Source organism: Collinsella aerofaciens (genome assembly GCF_901212495.1).
Taxonomy (GTDB): domain Bacteria; phylum Actinomycetota; class Coriobacteriia; order Coriobacteriales; family Coriobacteriaceae; genus Collinsella; species Collinsella aerofaciens_H.
The window spans coordinates 315-18,981 of sequence record NZ_CAAKNY010000073.1 but is presented as its reverse complement, the minus strand read 5'-3'; the positions used below and the strand labels follow the sequence as shown (position 1 = coordinate 18,981).

At 60.7% G+C, this 18,667-nt stretch carries 14 protein-coding genes and 1 tRNA gene; 9 read left to right on the top strand and 6 right to left on the bottom strand.

Going from position 1 to position 18,667, the window contains the following annotated elements; genetic code table 11:
• The first annotated feature begins 378 nt into the window (after positions 1-378).
• Positions 379-2,466, top strand: coding sequence for a glutamine synthetase III (locus tag SFLMC1_RS08825; RefSeq protein ID WP_152074705.1), 2,088 nt, complete (start codon positions 379-381; stop codon positions 2,464-2,466).
• A gap of 644 nt (positions 2,467-3,110) precedes the next feature.
• On the opposite strand, the gene SFLMC1_RS08820 is transcribed toward SFLMC1_RS08825, so the two are convergent.
• The 4 genes from SFLMC1_RS08820 to SFLMC1_RS08805 form a co-directional block, all read right to left on the bottom strand.
• A tRNA-Glu gene (locus SFLMC1_RS08820) sits at positions 3,111-3,187 on the bottom strand.
• 217 nt (positions 3,188-3,404) lie between these two features.
• Positions 3,405-5,582 (bottom strand): MurT ligase domain-containing protein, encoded by a 2,178-nt coding sequence (locus SFLMC1_RS08815; RefSeq protein ID WP_222838065.1) that lies wholly within the window; start codon positions 5,580-5,582, stop codon positions 3,405-3,407.
• 45 nt (positions 5,583-5,627) lie between these two features.
• Positions 5,628-6,671 (bottom strand): hypothetical protein, encoded by a 1,044-nt coding sequence (locus tag SFLMC1_RS08810; protein ID WP_152074704.1) that lies wholly within the window; start codon positions 6,669-6,671, stop codon positions 5,628-5,630.
• Positions 6,671-7,747 (bottom strand): hypothetical protein, encoded by a 1,077-nt coding sequence (locus SFLMC1_RS08805; protein WP_152074703.1) that lies wholly within the window; start codon positions 7,745-7,747, stop codon positions 6,671-6,673. Before SFLMC1_RS08805 ends, SFLMC1_RS08810 begins: the two co-directional genes overlap by 1 nt.
• A 500-nt stretch (positions 7,748-8,247) precedes the next feature.
• On the opposite strand from SFLMC1_RS08805, the gene SFLMC1_RS08800 reads away from it, so the two are divergent.
• The 6 genes from SFLMC1_RS08800 (at position 8,248) to SFLMC1_RS08775 (ending at position 14,864) form a co-directional block, all read left to right on the top strand.
• The gene (locus SFLMC1_RS08800) at positions 8,248-9,471 is read left to right on the top strand and encodes an iron-containing alcohol dehydrogenase (RefSeq protein ID WP_152074702.1); all 1,224 of its coding nucleotides are present in this window, start codon (positions 8,248-8,250) and stop codon (positions 9,469-9,471) included.
• A gap of 84 nt (positions 9,472-9,555) precedes the next feature.
• Positions 9,556-10,656: a glycerol dehydrogenase gene (locus tag SFLMC1_RS08795; protein ID WP_152074701.1), complete on the top strand. Its 1,101-nt coding sequence runs from the start codon at positions 9,556-9,558 to the stop codon at positions 10,654-10,656.
• Between the two features lie 149 nt (positions 10,657-10,805).
• Positions 10,806-11,873, top strand: coding sequence for a glycerol dehydrogenase (locus tag SFLMC1_RS08790; RefSeq protein WP_152074700.1), 1,068 nt, complete (start codon positions 10,806-10,808; stop codon positions 11,871-11,873).
• Between the two features lie 151 nt (positions 11,874-12,024).
• Positions 12,025-13,278: a 4Fe-4S binding protein gene (locus SFLMC1_RS08785; protein ID WP_152074699.1), complete on the top strand. Its 1,254-nt coding sequence runs from the start codon at positions 12,025-12,027 to the stop codon at positions 13,276-13,278.
• Positions 13,279-13,392: 114 nt separating this feature from the next.
• Entirely contained in the window at positions 13,393-14,469 is a 1,077-nt protein-coding gene (gene ychF / locus SFLMC1_RS08780; RefSeq protein WP_152074698.1) for a redox-regulated ATPase YchF, read from the top strand.
• 11 nt (positions 14,470-14,480) lie between these two features.
• Complete coding sequence (locus tag SFLMC1_RS08775) at positions 14,481-14,864, top strand: DUF1648 domain-containing protein (RefSeq protein WP_152074697.1); 384 nt, start codon at positions 14,481-14,483, stop codon at positions 14,862-14,864.
• 9 nt (positions 14,865-14,873) lie between these two features.
• Here SFLMC1_RS08775 and SFLMC1_RS08770 read toward each other — a convergent pair whose 3' ends face one another.
• On the bottom strand, positions 14,874-15,263 hold the full coding sequence (locus tag SFLMC1_RS08770) for a hypothetical protein (RefSeq protein WP_152074696.1): 390 nt from the start codon (positions 15,261-15,263) through the stop codon (positions 14,874-14,876).
• 76 nt (positions 15,264-15,339) lie between these two features.
• On the opposite strand from SFLMC1_RS08770, the gene SFLMC1_RS08765 reads away from it, so the two are divergent.
• Entirely contained in the window at positions 15,340-15,558 is a 219-nt protein-coding gene (locus SFLMC1_RS08765) for a helix-turn-helix domain-containing protein (protein WP_117848081.1), read from the top strand.
• A 22-nt stretch (positions 15,559-15,580) separates the two neighbouring features.
• On the opposite strand, the gene SFLMC1_RS08760 is transcribed toward SFLMC1_RS08765, so the two are convergent.
• Complete coding sequence (locus SFLMC1_RS08760) at positions 15,581-16,594, bottom strand: asparaginase (RefSeq protein WP_152074695.1); 1,014 nt, start codon at positions 16,592-16,594, stop codon at positions 15,581-15,583.
• A gap of 267 nt (positions 16,595-16,861) precedes the next feature.
• Between SFLMC1_RS08760 and guaA the strand changes: the two genes are divergently transcribed.
• Entirely contained in the window at positions 16,862-18,460 is a 1,599-nt protein-coding gene (gene guaA / locus SFLMC1_RS08755) for a glutamine-hydrolyzing GMP synthase (protein ID WP_152074694.1), read from the top strand.
• Positions 18,461-18,667 lie beyond the last annotated feature (207 nt).

Genomic DNA, 18,667 nt, shown 5'->3' with positions numbered 1-18,667 from the left:
ACAGCACCACTGTGCCACGGTGGAGTTTTACTCGCTATTTAGGGATACCAATCAAAGATGTCTTGCTATCGGCATTTCCTATAACAGAACAGTCAATTTGGGATGGGGCTATATTGAATGGCATCTGATGCAAAATACCAGTTAATAGAGCCCCATCCTAGATTGACGACCGTTAAACCGTGGGGGGAGGTCTGCAATTTATACAGTTGATTGGCTGCTGAGGGTGGCAACGCTGCCGCGATGCGGTAACCTCATTGATTGGTTTCGTGACAGCAACATAACGGTAATGTTGCGGAAACACGACGAGCCTAATCTATGACTCGTTCGTTAGTAATCAACACCGCATCTCACGCGGTGCCGATACGAAGGGAGTTCCGTATGGCCGATCTTACTGACCGCTTCGGGACCATGGTGTTCTCTGAGGAAGTCATGAAGGACTACCTCCCCAAGGACATTTGGAAGCGCCTCGCTGCAACCCTCGAGGACGGTGAGCCGCTCGACCTGGACGTGGCCAATGCCGTCGCTCACGCCATGAAGGTCTGGGCCATCTCCAAGGGCGCTACGCACTACGCTCACTGGTTCCAGCCGCTTTCGGGCATTACTTCCGAGAAGCACGATAGCTTCCTGGAGCCCAACCACAACGGCACTGCTATTACCAAGTTCACGGGCAAGAACCTGATCCAGGGCGAGCCGGACGCCTCCAGCTTCCCCAACGGCGGCCTGCGCGCCACCTTCGAGGCCCGCGGCTACACCGCTTGGGACCCCACCAGCCCCGCCTTCATTAAGGACGAGGTCCTGTGCATTCCCACGGCTTTCTGCTCCTACACCGGCGAGGCCCTGGACAAGAAGACCCCGCTGCTGCGCTCTATGACCGCGCTCGATCGCGAGGCCAAGCGCGTCCTGGCCCTCTTCGGTAAGACCCCCAGGAAGGTCGTGCCCTCCGTCGGCGACGAGCAGGAGTACTTCCTGATCAAGAAGGACGCCTACCGCAAGCGCAAGGACCTGGTCATCACCGGCCGTACCCTCTTTGGCGCCAACCCCTGCAAGGGTCAGGAGCTCGAGGAGCACTACTTTGGCGCTATCCGTCCCACCGTCTCGGCCTACATGAAGGACCTGGACGAGGAGCTTTGGGCGCTTGGCATTCCCGCCAAGACCAAGCACAACGAGGTCGCTCCCTGCCAGCACGAGCTCGCGCCGGTCTACGAGGAGGTCAATGAGGCCATCGACCAGAACCTCGTCATGATGGAGAAGATGAAGCTCATCGCCTCCCGTCACGACCTGGTCTGCCTGCTGCACGAGAAGCCCTTCGACGGCATCAACGGCTCCGGCAAGCATAACAACTGGTCTATCGGTACCGAGTCCGAGAACCTGCTCGATCCGGGCGATACCCCGCTCGACAACCTGCAGTTCATCGTCTTCCTCACCGCGGTGATCGAGTCCGTCGATAACTACCAGGAGCTCCTGCGTGCTTCCGTTGCCTCGGCCGGCAACGACCACCGTCTGGGCGCCAACGAGGCTCCTCCGGCGATCGTCTCCATCTTCCTGGGCGACCAGCTCACCGAGGTCGTTGAGAAGATTATCGACGGTAAGGCTTCCGTCCACGCCACCCATGGCGTGCTCGATCTGGGCGCCGATGCCCTGCCCAAGCTCATGCAGGACAACACCGACCGTAACCGTACCTCTCCGTTTGCCTTTACCGGCAACAAGTTCGAGTTCCGTGCCTGCGGCTCCGAGCAGAACGTTTCCGACCCCAACATGGTCCTCGACGCTGCTGTCGCCAAGTCGCTCAAGTCCTTCGCCGATGCCCTTGAGGGCACGCCTGCGGACGAGTTCCAGGACGCCGCACTCGAGTACTGCAAGAAGGTCCTGACCGACCACCAGCGCATTCTGTTCTCCGGCGATGGCTACTCCGACGAGTGGCCCGTCGAGGCCGAGAAGCGCGGCCTTGCCAACAACAAGACTACCGCCGACGCTCTGCCCGCCTTTGTTTCCGATAAGGCCATCGCACTCTTTGAGGAGATGGGCGTTCTGACCAAGGCCGAGGTCCAGTGCCGCTACGACTGCAAGCTCGAGAAGTACAACAAGCTCATGAACATCGAGGCTACCACGATGATTCGCGAGGCACGTCGTACCTATCGTCCGGTCATCACCGCCTATGCCACCAAGGTCGCTAAGGGTCTTGAGGCTATCCGCGCCGCCGGCGCCGAGGCCGCCATGCAGTGCGAGCAGAACACGCTCAACAAGCTCTGCAACGGTATTACCACCATCAACGACTCCATCAAGGCCCTCGATGCCGTGCATCAGAAGGCCGAGGCTCTTGATGGCCAGGAGCAGGCTGACGTGTACGCGCACGAGGTCGCTCCCGCTATGGCTACGCTGCGCGCCGCTGTGGACGCCATGGAGGAGATCGTGGCTGCCGACTACTGGCCGGTCCCGACCTACGACGACATCCTGTTCTACGTGTAGAGCGTAACTGACATATCGTCACGGTATTGAGCCGGGGTCCGCGTCATGCGGGCCCCGGTTTTGTTTGCGAAGGAAGCTTTGAAGTCCGTTTTGCCGCCGATTTGCCTAGGTCTAAAGGGTTGTGGGCAAAAAACGTCAAATATGAGTACTGGCACAACTCCTGTAGCATTAGAAATTTGCAAAATGTGCAGTGTTACGCAACATATGTCCAAGTACTTAGCTGATAAACGCTGATAAACGTCTGCAATTCTTCCGCCGTAGGATGCCTGACGTCTAAATCGCCTTCTGAAGGCATGAAATCGCTGTTACTAAAATGGTAACAGTACTCATATTTGCTGTTTTTTGCCCACAGGCCTTGCGATGATGCCGGGATCCGCACCCTGTCGGGTTCGAATCCCGGCGCATGGGTAGCAAAAAGCCCGTCATCGCGGGGCTAACGGGCTGCTTAATTTAAATGGTGCCCCCAGCGGGATATCCGCGTGCGGCTGGCGCCGCCCGCCTTCGCTGCGTCGCTTCGCTCCTTGCGTGCTGCGCTGGGAAACGCTTGCGCGTTTCCTCAGCTTCGCACCCTGTCGGGTTCGAATCCCGGCGCATGGGTAGCAAAAAGCCCGTCACCGCGGGGGTAACGGGCTTCTTTATTTAAATGGTGCCCCCAGCGGGATTCGAACCCGCGATATCCACCTTGAAAGGGTGGCGTCCTTGGCCGCTAGACGATGGGGACAGCGGGAAAGAGTATAGCAGACTTTTTTATCTGTTCGCATATCGTTGGCAGATTGAAAAACCACCACAAAGGAGTAGGCTTCTATTCCGATTTGCAAATATCTCAATCTGTAACATCTGGGCGGGCAAATCGGCTCTACCTGTTACAGATCGAGACAAACTACCGTGGCGGGTTAAAACCACCACAAAGGCGCCTGTCCCTTTGTGGTGGCGGGGCGTTAGGGGAGGAGCTTCATCGCGGCGTCGTGGGCGGCGTGCTCGTAGGTGTCGTCGAGGGATTTGAGCGGCAGCAGGGCTGTGGCCTGGGCATCGCCGCGGCGATCGAGGGCGTGGGTAATGAGCCAGTCAGCGAGCTCGGGGTTTTTAGGCAGTGCCGGCCCGTGCAGGTAGGTGCCGATGACGCCCTTGTAGATGAGACCCTCAAAGCCATCGTCGCCGTTGTTGCCGGTGCCCGTGACGACGGACGTTCCGAGTGGCGTGGCGTCTGCGTCGAGCAGAGTGCGGCCGCCGTGGTTCTCGAATCCCACAAAGGGCTCAGGTGCCAGATCGGTTTTGACGGCTACATTGCCGATCAGACGGTCGGAGCCGCGTACGGTTTCGGCGGCAATGACCCCCAGGCCCTCGATGCGATCCTCGCCCATATAGTACGAACGGCCGAGCAGCTGATAGCTGCCACAGATGGCAAGCAGCGAGCCGCCATCCTCAACATAGGCCGCGACCTTGTCTTTTTGAGCGAGCAGCTCGTGCGCCACGGCTAGCTGGTCGCGGTCGGAGCCGCCGCCCATCATGACGATATCGGCATCGGTCAAATCAAGCGTTTCGCCCATACGGACCTCGTCTACACGCGCGGGAATGCCACGCCAGGCGCAACGGCGCTCGAGGGCGATGACATTGCCGCCGTCGCCGTAGAGGTTAAGGGCATCGGGGTACAGATAGACGATGCGCAGCGGGCGCGAAAGCTCGACTGGCGCGATGCCGACAGGAAGAGCGCTGCCGTCGGCACGGGCTACGGCGCGGGCAGCAACCGTGGCCGCATCGGTACCCTTAAGCCCGTCGAGCTCCTTGACCAGCGGAGGAAAGGCCGTGTAGTTAGCGACGGCGTAGAAAGTGTCGCCAGCAGCCTCGTCTGCCACGGCGCCAATTGCCTGCGCGACGTCCGAGATAATCGCGGCATCGATGCCGGCGTACTTGAGGCGTACCTGCATGTCGTGCGCACGCGTACCTCCGGCAAAGGCGACAAGACCCGGCGTGTCGGCGATGCGCTCGAAGTCGACATCGTAGATCCACGAGACATCGTGGCCGTCGGCGTCGTTGTCGTTGAGGAAGAAAGCGCAGAGTCTGCCACCTGCCGTCTTGATGGACTGGATTTGTCGATCGAAGCCTACGGGATTCTTGGCCAGGTTGGCCTCGACGGTTCGGCCGGCGATATTCCAACGGCCCATGCGACCACCTGCTGGCACGTAGGCGTCGAGCGTGGGCTGCAGGCGTGCGGTGTTCACGCCCAGCTCGTGGGCGGCGAAGAAGGCCGCGGCTACGTTGTAGACCATATACAGTCCGTTGTAGCGTGTGGCGATGTGTACGGCAGCCGCGTCGGGCGCAGATCCAAAGACCAGGTCAAAGCCATAGCCGTCGCAGCCGAGCTTCACGCCCGTCACGCGACGGACAAGCCCAGGGCGTGCCCAGCCGCACGAGGGGCAATGGTATGCGCCAAGCTGTCCGTACTGCACATAGTCGTACTCCAGCGGCGCGTTGCACTGAGAGCAAAAACGCGAGTCGCTAATGCGATCGGACTCGGTGCCCGTGGCGCCGTCGATGCCAAAGGCAATGCTCGCGTTGGGAACGCGCGCGGCAATCGAGGCGCACAACGGGTCGTCGGCGTTGTAGATGAGCGTTGTTGTCGGCGAGAGCTCTAACGCATGGGCGATGACGTCTTGGGTATGGTCGATCTCGCCGTAGCGGTCTAGCTGGTCGCGGAACAGGTTGAGCAGCACAAAGTACGTCGGCTTGAGCTTGGGCAGAACGCGTACGGTGTAAAGCTCATCGCACTCAAAAACGCCCACGCGCTTGCCGCTGCTGGTGTGCTTAAGGCCGTCGCGGGCCTCGAGCAGAGCACCCACCACACCAGGCTCCATATTGTTGCCGGCACGGTTGCATACCACAGTGGCACCGCTGGCGGCAACGGCGTCGGCGATGAGGTTGGAGGTGGTGGTCTTGCCATTAGTACCGGTGATCACCACGCTGAGGTCGACCAGGCCGGCGAGGTCGCTTAGCAGCTCGGGGTCGATCTTCATGGCGATGCGGCCGGGAAGCACGCCGCCCTGGCGCTTAAGGACGGAGCGCAGCCCCCAGCGGGCGATATCGCTCGAGGTGCAGGCGAGAGATGAGCGGAGATTCATGAAGCCGTTCCTAACGTAGATGGCATAGTCGGGGCGATCGCGTCGCTAAAAGCCGTAGCGGCGCGCAAACTCCTGGGCAAGCTGCGAAACGTCTTCGCAGGCATTGGCCCAGGGGGCAAAGTCGGGGGTATCCGAGATGATGCCGTCGGCTTCCCAAACGGCCTGGTGCGAAAGGTCCCAAGGGTCGCGCGGCTCGGGTCGACAGGGGAGATACGGCGTCTGGTACATGGGGTTCAGCAAGAAGAATGCACCGCCCTCGCAGCGGTTGGCAAACTCGCGTAGCGCGCGTGTCGCCGGGCGCATCTTGTTCGTTTTGAACAGCAAGATCGTGCGGGCGAGCAGGTACCAGGGGGAGTTCTCGAGGGCATCGGCCCCCATCTGTTCCTCGAGCTGGTGGGCCAGGGCAAAAAAACCATCCTGATCCTCCAGGCGGGCGAGGGCGAGCAGCACGGTGCCTGCGGCTCGGGTGGGATAGCCTTCCGCCTTAAGAACGCGGTGAGAATAGTTGGCGGCAGCACGGTAGCGAGCGCTCGCCATGCACAGCTGCGAGATGGCCTCGAGCGTGTGGAGCCACCCGATAAGCGCCGGCTCGCTCACGGTAAGGTCTGCTGCGGTGATACCGTCGACTAAAACACTATTGGCCCAGTAGTGTGGGGCCTCCATATCAAACCCGGGCATGCTCTGTTGCAGGTAGTCGGTCGTGCTCGCCTCGAGCTTCATCAGGTCGCCCAGGCAGGCATCGACGGGCGTGTCCGCCAAAATGATGGCGAGCAACTGGGCATCGACGGCCAGCGCATCGACGCGAACAATCTTGAGCAGTTCGTCGCGCATGTCGTCGAACAGGCGATTGCGCGTCTGCTCAAACTCCTCGTCGCTGCCCATGTCCTCGATGCGATGGAGCTCGTCGAGCAGGTGGCGATGAACACCGGCATAGGACAGCAGCGCCTGGGCATGATCGGACTGCGCATACTTTTGGGGATTCGCGCTCATGTCGTTATGGACAAGCTCGCGTGCCGCATCGGTGAGCTCGGGGTGCGATGCCAGATAGGTGCGCTCCAGGTAGGCGGGGATGTAGACGCTCGGATCCATTAGAGGTCTCCTCCCTTAAACGGCAAGCCCTGCTCGGCCGCGTGCAGGATGCGCTCGTCGATCTGGGAACGCACGATATCGTTGGTGGCGACCCAGGCGGCAAAGCTGGCGTTGTCGGGGGCACCCAGGCCCTCCTGCAGCACCGGTGTCGCCTCGGACAGCGCAAGGACAAGCTCATCGGTAGAGCCCGGACCTACGTTGACGCGGGCATAGACGCCATCGGGAAACTCGGTTTGGAAGTAAAGTGCCTCGGCTGCGTGCGGGCACGAGCGCGCGAGGATACGCAGGTAGTGCTCGGCGCCTTCGTAGTCCAACTCGCGCCAGGCAGCGCTCATCAGCGCAATGAGCGTCCACGGGTCCAAGTCGCGCTCCGCATCCTTGGGGCGGCGGCGCAGCGGCGTGTTGGCAAGATAGGGTACGGAGTGGGCAGAGCGAAAGCGCTTGAGCTCCTCGGCGGGGTATTCGAGCTTTGCCATGGCGAGCATCGCGGTGTGGCGAATGCCGGCGGGATCGTTGGGGGCAAAGTCGAGGCTGCGGTTTGCGGCTTCGAGCGACATGCGATAGCGGCCGCTAATGAGGGCGCGCGACGCCAAGGCGGCAAGCCAGCGCAGGTAGGGGCGGCGGGCCAGGTCGCCTGCGGCCTCACGCTCGTAGGGGTCCTGCGCCGAGGCAATCTTGAGCGCCAGATCGTGCTCCACTTCGTCGCACTTGGACACCAGATACTGCACGTATTCCTCGTTGGATTCGGCGGTGAGCGCCGTCAGCATGCGCTGGGCATCCCAGTTGGCCGGATCGAGTGCGGCCGCCTCGCGGAGCATGTTCTCGGCAGCGGTCTCTTCTTGCTCGGCCTGGGTATCGTCAGGGATAAAGGGAATGCGGTAGTCGACGGTCTCGACTACTTTGGCAATCAGATGTCCGGCGCGGTCGCGGTCGTGCACGATGAGCGGTGCGGGGTTGCGGGTGAATTGATCCAACAGACGCTCTACGGCGGGGCCGTCGGTGAGTGGGATATTGTCGCGGCGCAAGGCCTCAAGAACGAGGCGATGGCAATCCTCTTGAATGGGATCGAATGCCATGGGGCCTCCTTTGCTGCGGTTAGGGTTCAAACGTCTCTATATAACGTCCTAGTTTACCCGCATGTGACGTGCCGGGGGAGCCGCGCTCGGACATGCACTGTTGCACCACGAAGGCGGTTGTTAGACAGGTGTCTGCACGCTGGCCATACGACTCGTATCGCGGTGCCGTAAGCGGTCGATTTTGGGCGGCGAACGGTTTACGTTTTGGAGCGTCGCGATGCCGCCTGAGGCATATGGTCAACCTTGATAAAACGTTTGCCCAGCTTGGGGCAATGACCGCAATGCAAGAGGTTCCAAGGATAGAAAAAACGTTTCATCATTGGCGGCTTTAGGTGAATAACTGACCAACTCGAACGGTAAAATAGTGTTTGTCTGAGCGTTGAGACGTTTAGACATCGCGCATTGTCATCGCCGACAACGCGCAAAACGGTCCTAACGGAGCCAATCGGGTGCTCCGTTATATACGCAAGTCTAAGAGGGGCTTGTTTAGGAGGCACAGCATGGGACGTTTTACCAATCCTCGCGATCTGTACTTTGGTGAGGGAGCTCGCCACGAGGTGAAGAACCTCAAGGGCAAGAAGGCCATCATCGTTTCTGGCGGCAGCTCTATGCGCCGCGGCGGGTTCTTGCAGGATGTTGAGGCCGACCTCAAAGAGGCCGGCATGGAGGTTCAGCTTTTCGAGGGCGTCGAGTCCGATCCCTCCATCGAGACCGTCATGAAGGGCGCAGCCGCCATGCGGGACTTCGAGCCCGACTGGATCGTTGCTATCGGCGGCGGCTCGCCCATCGATGCCGCTAAGGCCATGTGGGTCTTCTACGAGTATCCCGAGGAGTCCTTCGATAACATCATCCAGCCGTTCAGCTTCCCCGAGCTGCGTCAGAAGGCTCATTTCTGCGCCATCTCCTCTACCTCCGGCACCGCTACCGAGGTCACTGCCTTCTCCGTCATTACCGACTACGCCAAGGGCATCAAGTACCCGCTGGCCGACTTCAACATCACCCCTGATGTCGCCATCGTCGACCCCGAGCTCACCTACACCATGCCCGCCAAGCTGTGCGCTCACACCGGCATGGATGCTCTGACCCACTGCATGGAGGCCTACGTTTCCACCTTCGCCTCTATGTTCACCGACGCCAACGCTCTGCACGGCATCCGCGAGATCGTCGAGTGGCTGCCCAAGTCCTATGCTGGCGACCATGAGGCCCGTCAGCACATGCATGAGGCTCAGTGCATCGCCGGTATCGCCTTCTCCTCGGGCCTGCTGGGCATCGTTCACTCTATGGCTCACAAGACCGGTGCTGCCTTCGAGAACGGCCACATCATCCACGGTGCAGCCAACGCCATGTACCTGGGCAAGGTCATCCAGTGGAACTCCAAGGACCCGCGTGCTGCCGAGCGTTACGCTTACGTGGCCAAGGAGATCCTGCACCTTCCCGGCGAGACCAACGAGGAGCTCATCGCCGCGCTCGTCCAGAAGATTCGCGACCTCAACGATCAGCTCAACATTCCGCAGTCCATCAAGGACTACGCCAACGGCGGCGTGAAGGTCGACGCCGAGAACCCGCAGATGGTTTCCGAGGAGGAGTTCCTCGCCAAGCTGCCCGAGATCGCCGCGAACGCCGAGACCGACGCCTGCACGCCCGAGAACCCGCGTGAGACCAAGGCTGCCGACTTCGAGAAGATCCTCAAGGCCTGCTACTACGACACCGACATCGATTTCTAATCGACTCTTGTTATCGTAAGGAGGGGCTCCGCACGTATCCGTACGGAGCCCCTTTCTTTTTAATTATTAGAGGATGGGATAAACATGGCTGCAATCTTCAATAGCCCCAGCAAGTACATCCAGGGCCCGGACGAGCTGGCCAAGCTCGGCTCCTATGTCGAGCCACTCGGCGCTAAGGCCCTCGTCATCGTGACGCCTTCGGGCAAGAAGCGCGTCGGCGCCAAGATCGAGGGCGGCTTTGCCGAGGCCAAGGCCGAGCTGCTGTTTGAGGACTTTAACGGCGAGTGCTCCAAGGGCGAGGTCGACCGTTTGGTGGCGCTCGCTCGCGACAACGGCTGCGACATCATCGTCGGCGTCGGCGGCGGCAAGATCCTCGATACCGCGAAGGCCGTCGCCTACTACCTGGAGTCCCCGGTTATCATTTGCCCCACCATTGCTTCGACCGATGCCCCGTGTTCGGCGCTTTCGGTGCTCTACACCGACGACGGCCAGTTCGATAAATATCTCTTCCTTAAGGCAAACCCCAACATTGTCCTGATGGATACGACGGTTATCGCGGCGAGCCCGGTGCGCCTGACGGTTTCCGGTATGGGCGATGCGCTCGCAACTTACTTTGAGGCCCAGGCGACGCATGATGCCGACGGTGGCACCTGCGCTGGCGGCAAGGGCGGCATGGCCGGCCTGGCGCTCGCCAAGCTCTGCTACGAGACGCTTATGGCCGATGGCGTCAAGGCCAAGGTCGCGCTGGAGAAGGGTGCGCTCACGCCTGCCGTCGAGCATATCATCGAGGCCAATACGCTGCTTTCGGGCATTGGCTTTGAGAGCTCGGGCCTTGCTGCTGCTCATGCCATCCACAATGGTCTGACGATGCTGCCCGAGTGCCATGGCATGTATCACGGTGAGAAGGTCGCCTTCGGCACCATCGTCCAGCTGGTACTCGAGGATGCCCCGACTGAGAAACTCGAGGAAGTCTTGGGGTTCTGCATTGAGCTGGGCCTGCCGGTCACGATGAAGGAGCTTGGTGTTGCCGAGGTGACGCGCGAGCAGGCCATGATTGTTGCCGAGGCCGCGTGCGCGCCCGAGGACACCATGTGCAACATGCCGTTTGAGGTGACGCCCGAGATAGTCGCAAACGCCATCCTGGGCGCCGACGCGCTGGGCCACTACTACCTTATGGATGAGTAAATCAAGCTAAGGAAGGGGGCAAAGCCAGCAGATGACTTTGTCCCCTTTTGCTATGGTGCAAACTAACCTATCCCCATCGCACCAAGTTGGTGCAAGGGGATCGGGTTAGTTTGCACCAATGTCGAGTGAGTGAAAGGGCGGATTCTCGTATGGCGCTTCCTATGGTTTATGGCGGTCCCGGCCAGTATGTTCAAGGGCCGGGCGAACTTTCGCGTCAGGGCAGGTATTTGTCATGGTTGGGCTGCGCTGCCTATGTCTTGTTTGACCAGGGCACCGAGGATCGGCTGTGCAAGCAGATCGTCGATGGATTTCTGGACGAAAATCTAAGCGAGCCGTTCTTTAAGATCTATGACGGTCCGTGTACGGAAGAGGCCGTTGTCGAAATGGCTAAGGAAGCCCAGGCCGAGTATTGCGACATGGTGGTGGGTATCGGTGGCGGCAAGATGCTCGATATCGCCAAGGCCGTTGCGTTTTATGCTGAGCTGCCGTTGTGCGTGTGCCCCACGGCGGCTTCGATGGACGGTCCGTGCAGCGCGATCTCGGTGCTGTATCACGAGGACGGGTCGTTCGACCGCTACCTGATGCTCGAGAAGAACCCTGACCTGGTCGTGGTCGATACCAACGTGGTCGCGGCAGCCCCGCTGCGTATGACGGTTGCCGGTATGGGCGACGCGCTGGCAACGTACTTCGAGGCGCGTTCGTGCGCCGCGGCACATGGCGCCAACGAGCACGGTGGCGCGCCGGGGCACTTGGCCTTGGTTGCGGCTCGTGCCTGCTATGACACACTCATGGAGTGCGGCGTCGCTGCCAAGCGCGATCTCAAAAAGGGGCGTATATCGCCGGCGGTTGAGCGCCTGATCGAGTGCAATATTCTGCTCTCGGGCGTCGGCTTTGAGAGCGGTGGCTTGGCGTTGGCGCATGCCATCGCCAACGGTCTGACGATTCTGCCCGAGTGCAAGGCCATGCATGGTGAGGCCGTAGCGTTTGGTCTGGTGGTGCAGCTGCGCCTGGAGCGTGCGCCCGAGCTTGATCAGGTGCTCGAGTTTTGCCAGCGCGTCGGCCTGCCGACGACGCTCGCGGAGCTGGGCCTTGGCGAGATTTCCGATGCCGACCTGATGAGCGTTGCGGATGCGGCCTTTAGAAACGAACGCAATATAGCCAACGAGCAGACAAGGGTGACCAGGCAAAAGCTCGTTGAGCTCATGCGCGAGGCATAGTTTGGCGCTTGATTGACCTTGTGCAATCGAGGCGGCGATAGGCCATGGGCTATTTGCCGCAAAGGTGCTCCGCGTGTAATTTGCCCGAGGCGTGGGCCGATAGCGTATCATTAACTCTTGCTTGTTTGCACTGCTCAGGGAGGGGCCGCGCATGGCGCAGGAACACGATCTGTTTGATGACATTATCGAGATCAGCAAGGGTTTCGACTTTCTTAAAAACCCGCTCGGCGGCGTGACCGATGCACTCGATCCGTCGGCGCCGCAGTGGAATCCTGCCGACTACAAGGAGCGCCCGCGCGGCAACACCATTCCGTGTCTGACCTGCAAAAACGAAAAGAGCGGCTGCACCGCGTGCATGGACGTGTGCCCGGTCAACGCTATCGAGGTCGAAGAAGACGCCATTGAGATCCTCGACTCCTGTCGCAAGTGCGGCCTGTGCGCCGCTGCCTGCCCGACCGAGGCGATCATCTCGCCGCGCCTGGCGCCTAAAAACCTGTATGACAACATTGTCTCTGCTGCTACGAGCCACGAGACCGCTTACGTCACCTGCACGCGCGCCCTCAAGCGCATGCCGCGCGAAAACGAGGTCGTCGTTGCCTGCGTGGGAGATATTACGGCCGAGACATGGTTCTCGGTGCTGGCCGACTATCCCAACGTGAGCGTCTACCTGCCGCTGGGCGTGTGCGATAAGTGCCGCAACACCGGTGGTGAGGACATTCTGGGCGAGGCGATTGCGAAGGCCGAGGAGTGGTCTGGCACGGGTATGGGCTTGGAGGTCGACCCCAAGAGCCTCAAGTGCCATAAGCTTCGCGAGTACGAGCGCAAGGAGTACATGGAAAAGATCGCCCGCACGACGGGCCTGACAGTGACCAAGCTCAATCCGGCGACGGCGGCGCTGGCCTCGGTGACGCAGAAGTTGAAGGCCCACCGTCACCAGATCACGCAGCTCGAGCGTACGCTCAACACCATGTGCGGCACCACGACGGCCAAGCGTCGCCGTTCGCTCACCCATGGGCGGCAGCTGGTGCTCTCAACGCTTCAAAACCACCCCGAGCTTGCCCAGAACATGATGGTGAGCACGCCTGAGTGCGATTTTGACAAGTGCACGTCGTGCGGCGAGTGCGTCAACGTGTGCCCCACGTTTGCCTGTGATTTGGTGGGAAGCGGTCGCTTTGCACTGGAATCCACGTATTGCCTAGGTTGCGGCGCCTGTGTCAAGGTGTGTCCCGAGCATGCGCTCAAGTTGGTCGAGCACGATGCGTCCAATCTGGTCGTTGTCGACCCCGAGGCCGAGGAAAAGGCCGCTCAGAAGGCGAAGGCTCATGAAGAGGCCGAGAAGGTCAAGGCTGAGGCAAAGGCCAAGCTTGGCAAGATGCTCGACCAGGTGGAGAAACTCGCGGACTAGCCAGCGTCCCCAATCTCTGCTTCATTTGCGCCGCCGCGGTGTCCGGATTCGCCCGGATGCTGCGGCGGCGCTATACTTATGCAGTTTGAAGTACCTGTACCAAAAGGAGCTGTCGTGTCCCTTTCCATCGGTATCGTGGGCCTGCCCAACGTGGGCAAGTCGACGCTGTTCACCGCGCTTACCAAAAAGACCGGCCTTGCCGCCAACTACCCGTTTGCCACGATCGACCCCAACGTGGGCATCGTCGACGTGCCCGATAACCGCCTGCAAAAGCTCGCCGACATCGTCAACCCGGGCCGCATTGTGCCGGCGACGGTCGAGTTCGTCGACATCGCGGGCCTGGTGAAGGGCGCCAACGAGGGCGAGGGTCTGGGCAACCAGTTCCTGGCCAACATTCGCGAGACCGACGCCATCTGTGAGGTCGTGCGCTACTTTAAGGACCCCAACGTCATGCGCGAGGTGGGCCGCACGGGCGAGTTCGTCGATCCCGCCGGCGATGCCGACACTATCATGACCGAGCTCATCTTGGCCGACATGGGCACGCTCGAGAAGCAGCTGCCCAAGCTCGAGAAGGAGGCCAAGCGCGACAAGGAACTCATGCCCAAGTTCGAGGTCGCCAAGCGCCTACTCGCCTGGCTCAACGAGGGCAAGCGCGCCGCATCCATGGAGATGACCGACGAGGAGCGTGCCGCCGCCAAGGGCTTGTTCCTGCTCACCATGAAGCCCATCCTGTATGTGGCCAACGTGGACGAGGATATGCTCAGCGAAGACCTGGCGCCCATCGATGGTGTTAAGCCGCTGCCCATCTGTGCCAAGATCGAGGCCGAGCTTTCCGAGCTCGACCCCGAGGACGCCGCCGATTATCTGGAGAGCCTGGGCCTGGAGCAGCCCGGCCTGGACGTGCTCGCTCAGGCTGCCTACAAGCTGCTCGGCCTGCAGTCGTTCTTTACGGCCGGCGAGATGGAGGTCAAGGCCTGGACGGTTCGCCAGGGCGCGACCGCCCCGCAGGCCGCCGGCGTCATCCACACCGACTTTGAGCGCGGCTTTATTAAGGCCGAGGTCATTGGCTACAACGACTACATCGAGCTCGGTGGCGAGCAGGGCGCCAAGGCTGCCGGTAAGCTGCGCATCGAGGGCAAAGAGTATGTCATGGCCGATGGCGACGTCGTGCATTTCCGCTTTAACGTGTAAGGACGGCGCACATGTTCAAATTTGGAAAAAAAGCCGGCTACATGGGCATCGCGCTGCTGGTGCTTGCGGTGCTTCCGCTAGTGGTCGCGACGTTTGTGATCCCCAACATTGGTCCCGAGGTGGCAACGAAATTTAACGCAGCCGGCGAGGTGACGCGTTGGGGCAAGAGCTACGAGTTGCTGGCGTTGCCGGTGCTCAATCTGCTACTCGGCGCGGCGACGTACTTTACGGCGGGACGCCAGGCTAAAAACAATGATGACTCCGCCGCCATGGCGCGCATCGTGTGCGAGCGCTACCTGCGCAACGGCTGCATCACAGGCGTGTTCCTAAATGTGATCAACGTCTACTTTATGTATTCAGCGATTACCGGCACGGGCTTTGGTCTGGGCTTTTAGCTCGCCCCTTTAGGCAGCGAGCCTGCAAGCATATTCGATGGCCGCTGCGAGGCCGCCGCTCGATCGTGGTTGAAAGACCACATCGGCGGCGGCCTCGTTTTCGTATCCGGCGCCGCGAAGGGCGAGCGCTATGCCGGCTTCTAAAAGGAGCGGCAGGCCGCGTTGGCTGGTTGCGATTACGGCAGCCTGATTGAGCGAGCAGCCGTGCGCTTGGCATTGCATGGCAAGTTCACCTTGCGCCGGGCAAGGGACCAGAACGGCGGCGACGCGACTCGATAGCAATGCAAATGCTGTGCGCTCATCGGGCGAAAAGCATTCTGCTTCAACGACGACGAGCTTGGGCGGCGCGCTGTTCGTGCGAAGCGTGGCTCGGTACATGCGGACCGAAGAACCCGACATAGAAAACTCCTGTGTATTCGGAAAAACGTAAACTATAGTTTACGTTTATGTTCGGCTCCATTTCAAACTCGGCTGCATGGACGAACGTGCGAAACAGATTCTTGGTAGGCGGGTCGAAGAGACGCGCAAGGCCCTTGGTATCTCCAAGGTCGATTTTTGCGTGGCAGCAGGAATCAGCCGACCCTACCTCGACCGAATCGAAGATGGGACGGCAAATTTCACGCTCAAGGTTCTATTTAAGATCGCGCCCGCACTCGGCATGACGGTGTCAGAACTTCTCGAGGGTATCGAATAGGGGATACCCGTCGACAACTGAACTATGCCATCGGGACGCGGTCGTGGTTGACTTGGCTGTAGAACAGGCGCTGAATCTCGGCCGCATCGCGTGACTGGCCGAGTGCCCACATAGTTTTGGCCACGAGCGTCTCGGTGGTCATGTCGTCGCCGCGTAAAATACCCGGATGGTCGGCGTAGGCACGGCCGACCTCATAAACGCCCAGGTCGAGGCCCTCTTCGGGGACCTGTGTTGTCATAACGACGGTGCGGCCCGAATCGACCCAGCGGAAAATTGTCTCCTGGAATGACTCACCGGACTCGCCAAACTCGGGAATACCGCCAATGCCAAAGGTCTCCAGAATCACGGCGTCGTAGCTATCGGCAAGGGCGTCGAGAATGCCCGGATTCACGCCGGGCGTGAGCTTAAGGACAAACACGCGCGGGTCGATACTGTCGTAGAAACGAACCGGGCTCTCATTCTGATGCGTGCCGTGAAGCCCGTTGCGCACGATGCGGTCGTTTCGGATGTAGGCGATGGGCGGATAGTTGACGCTAATGAACGCGTTGAAGCTCATGGTGCGCTGCTTGCGGGCGCGCGTGCCGGCAATGGCCACACCGCCAAACACGATTGAGACATCGTGCGAATGCTCGTCGACCGCATAGAGCAGGCTCTGGTACAGATTGAGCTTGGCATCGGTAAAGGGGTTGCCCATGGGCTTTTGCGAGCCGGTGAGCACGATGGGCTTGGGGCTGTCCTGAATCAGATAGGAAAGCGCTGCCGCGGTGTAGCTCATGGTATCGGTGCCGTGCAGGACCACAAAGCCGTCGTGGTCGGCATAACCCTCGACGATGACGTCGCGGATACGCATCCAGTCACTCGGGCGCATATTGGTGCTGTCGATGTTCATGGGCTGCATGACGTCGAGCTCGCAGAGGCCCGAGATCTCGGGGACGCTCTGGGCGAGCTCCTCACCGGTCAGGGCGGGGGAGAGGCCGTTGCCGTCCTCGGTCGATGCGATGGTGCCGCCCGTGGCGATGAGAAGGATGCGCTTCATGCTGGTATTCCTATCGTATTTGTCGCCGCAGAGGCAGAATCGTTCGGCAGTATTGTGGCACAGGGCGTCCAATGTTCAAACGTATTACATCATCTGTAACGTTTTGTAACACTTCAATTGCCGTCAAATAGGGGCCCAGGTCGTGCGTTTGCCGTGCGCTGATGGCTGCGAGGGACGAGAAACCCCATATAACGTGTACACTATGAAAGTTATTTTCGTTCATTCACGCGGGTGGGCACCGGCTCCCCGCCAACAAGAGGGGGAACCATGGATCAAAAGGCTTCCGCAAAGGTCCTCGTACTCGACTTTGGTGCGCAGTACGGTCAGCTCATTGCCCGTCGCGTCCGCGACCTCAACGTGTATTCCGAGATCGTCCCCTGCGACATCTCGGCCGACGAGATTCGCGAGATGAACGCCTCCGCGCTCATCCTTTCCGGCGGCCCGGCTTCTGTGTATGCCGAGGACGCTCCATCCATCGATCCTGCCATCTTTGACCTGGGCCTTCCCGTCCTGGGCTTTTGCTACGGCCATCAGATCACGGCCGTGACGCTCGGCGGCAAGGTCGGCCACTCCGAGGTGGGCGAGTACGGCCGCGCCACCATCACGCGCACGGCCGGCGCCCAGCTCTTTAACTCCACGCCCATGGAGCAGACCGTGTGGATGAGCCACCGCGACGCCGTCTCCGAGGTGCCCGAGGGCTTTACCGTTACCGCCAGCACCGACGTGTGCCCGGTTGCCGCCATGGAGTGCGTCGAGCGCAAGATCTTCACCACGCAGTTCCACCCCGAGGTCAAGCATTCCGAGTACGGTCAGCAGCTGCTGAGCAACTTCCTGTTTGAAATCTGCGGCCTGGAGCCCAACTGGAGCATGGACAACCTGGCCGAGACCATGACGGCCGAGTTCCGCGAGAAGGTCGGCGACGACCGCGTGATTCTGGCCCTGTCCGGCGGCGTCGACTCCTCCGTCGTGGCTGCGCTGGGCGCCCGTGCCGTGGGCAAGCAGATGACCTGCGTGTTCATCAACCACGGTCTGCTGCGCAAGGGCGAGCCCGAGCAGGTGGAGGAGGTCTTCACCAAGCAGTTCGACGTTGACTTTATCCACGTCCACGCCGAGGACCGCTATGCCGAGCTTTTGGCCGGCGTGACCGAGCCCGAGCAGAAGCGCCGCATCATCGGTACGCAGTTCTGGAAAGAGTTCTTCGCCGTGGCGCAGCAGCTCGAGACCGATGGCAAGCCGGTCAAGTACCTGGCTCAGGGCACCATCTACCCCGACATCATCGAGTCTGGCGCTCGCAAGACGGGCGGCAAGACAGCCACCATCAAGAGCCACCACAACCTGATCCCGTTCCCCGAGGGCGTGCACTTCGACCTCATCGAGCCGCTCGACCACTTCTTTAAGGACGAGGTCCGCGCGCTTGGTCTGGCGCTCGGTCTGCCGGGTCACATTGTGTTCCGCCAGCCCTTCCCGGGCCCGGGTCTGGCCATCCGCATTATCGGTGCGGTCGACAAGGAGAAGCTCGAGATCCTCAAGAACGCTGACGCCATCGTGCGCGAGGAGCTCGATGCCTACAACGAGCACCTGTTCGAGCAGACCGGCGAGCGCAACTCCGAGCACAGCTGCTGGCAGTATTTCGCGGTCCTGCCCGACATCAAGTCCGTCGGCGTCATGGGAGACGAGCGCACCTACCAGCGCCCGATTATCCTTCGCGCTGTCGAGTCCAGCGATGCCATGACTGCCGACTGGGCCAAGCTGCCCTACGACGTGCTGGCCCGCATCTCGGGCCGCATCGTGGCCGAGGTTCCCGGCGCCAACCGCGTGTGCTACGACATCACGTCCAAGCCGCCGGCGACCATCGAGTGGGAATAGAACAGGTGTTCGATTCTATGCTATAATGTTTGCCAATGGGCGCGGCGTCTTACGAAGCCGCGCCCATTGCTATATTTGGTCGGATATCGGCGGAAACCCAAGCTCAGGGAGGTATGTCGCGATAGTGTACGATTTCAAGAAGGAGTTCGGGGAGCTCTACAGGCCGCCTGACAAGCCGAGCATCCTGTCGTTCCGTCTATGAGCTAT

What these genes read in the sequence shown, in the direction of transcription:
- SFLMC1_RS08825 (WP_152074705.1), top strand. Translation starts at nt 379, where the DNA reads ATGGCCGATCTTACTGACCGCTTCGGGACCATGGTGTTCTCTGAGGAA.
- SFLMC1_RS08815 (WP_222838065.1), bottom strand. Translation starts at nt 5,582, where the DNA reads ATGAATCTCCGCTCATCTCTCGCCTGCACCTCGAGCGATATCGCCCGC.
- SFLMC1_RS08810 (WP_152074704.1), bottom strand. Translation starts at nt 6,671, where the DNA reads ATGGATCCGAGCGTCTACATCCCCGCCTACCTGGAGCGCACCTATCTG.
- SFLMC1_RS08805 (WP_152074703.1), bottom strand. Translation starts at nt 7,747, where the DNA reads ATGGCATTCGATCCCATTCAAGAGGATTGCCATCGCCTCGTTCTTGAG.
- SFLMC1_RS08800 (WP_152074702.1), top strand. Translation starts at nt 8,248, where the DNA reads ATGGGACGTTTTACCAATCCTCGCGATCTGTACTTTGGTGAGGGAGCT.
- SFLMC1_RS08795 (WP_152074701.1), top strand. Translation starts at nt 9,556, where the DNA reads ATGGCTGCAATCTTCAATAGCCCCAGCAAGTACATCCAGGGCCCGGAC.
- SFLMC1_RS08790 (WP_152074700.1), top strand. Translation starts at nt 10,806, where the DNA reads ATGGCGCTTCCTATGGTTTATGGCGGTCCCGGCCAGTATGTTCAAGGG.
- SFLMC1_RS08785 (WP_152074699.1), top strand. Translation starts at nt 12,025, where the DNA reads ATGGCGCAGGAACACGATCTGTTTGATGACATTATCGAGATCAGCAAG.
- SFLMC1_RS08775 (WP_152074697.1), top strand. Translation starts at nt 14,481, where the DNA reads ATGTTCAAATTTGGAAAAAAAGCCGGCTACATGGGCATCGCGCTGCTG.
- SFLMC1_RS08770 (WP_152074696.1), bottom strand. Translation starts at nt 15,263, where the DNA reads ATGTCGGGTTCTTCGGTCCGCATGTACCGAGCCACGCTTCGCACGAAC.
- SFLMC1_RS08765 (WP_117848081.1), top strand. Translation starts at nt 15,340, where the DNA reads ATGGACGAACGTGCGAAACAGATTCTTGGTAGGCGGGTCGAAGAGACG.
- SFLMC1_RS08760 (WP_152074695.1), bottom strand. Translation starts at nt 16,594, where the DNA reads ATGAAGCGCATCCTTCTCATCGCCACGGGCGGCACCATCGCATCGACC.
- guaA (WP_152074694.1), top strand. Translation starts at nt 16,862, where the DNA reads ATGGATCAAAAGGCTTCCGCAAAGGTCCTCGTACTCGACTTTGGTGCG.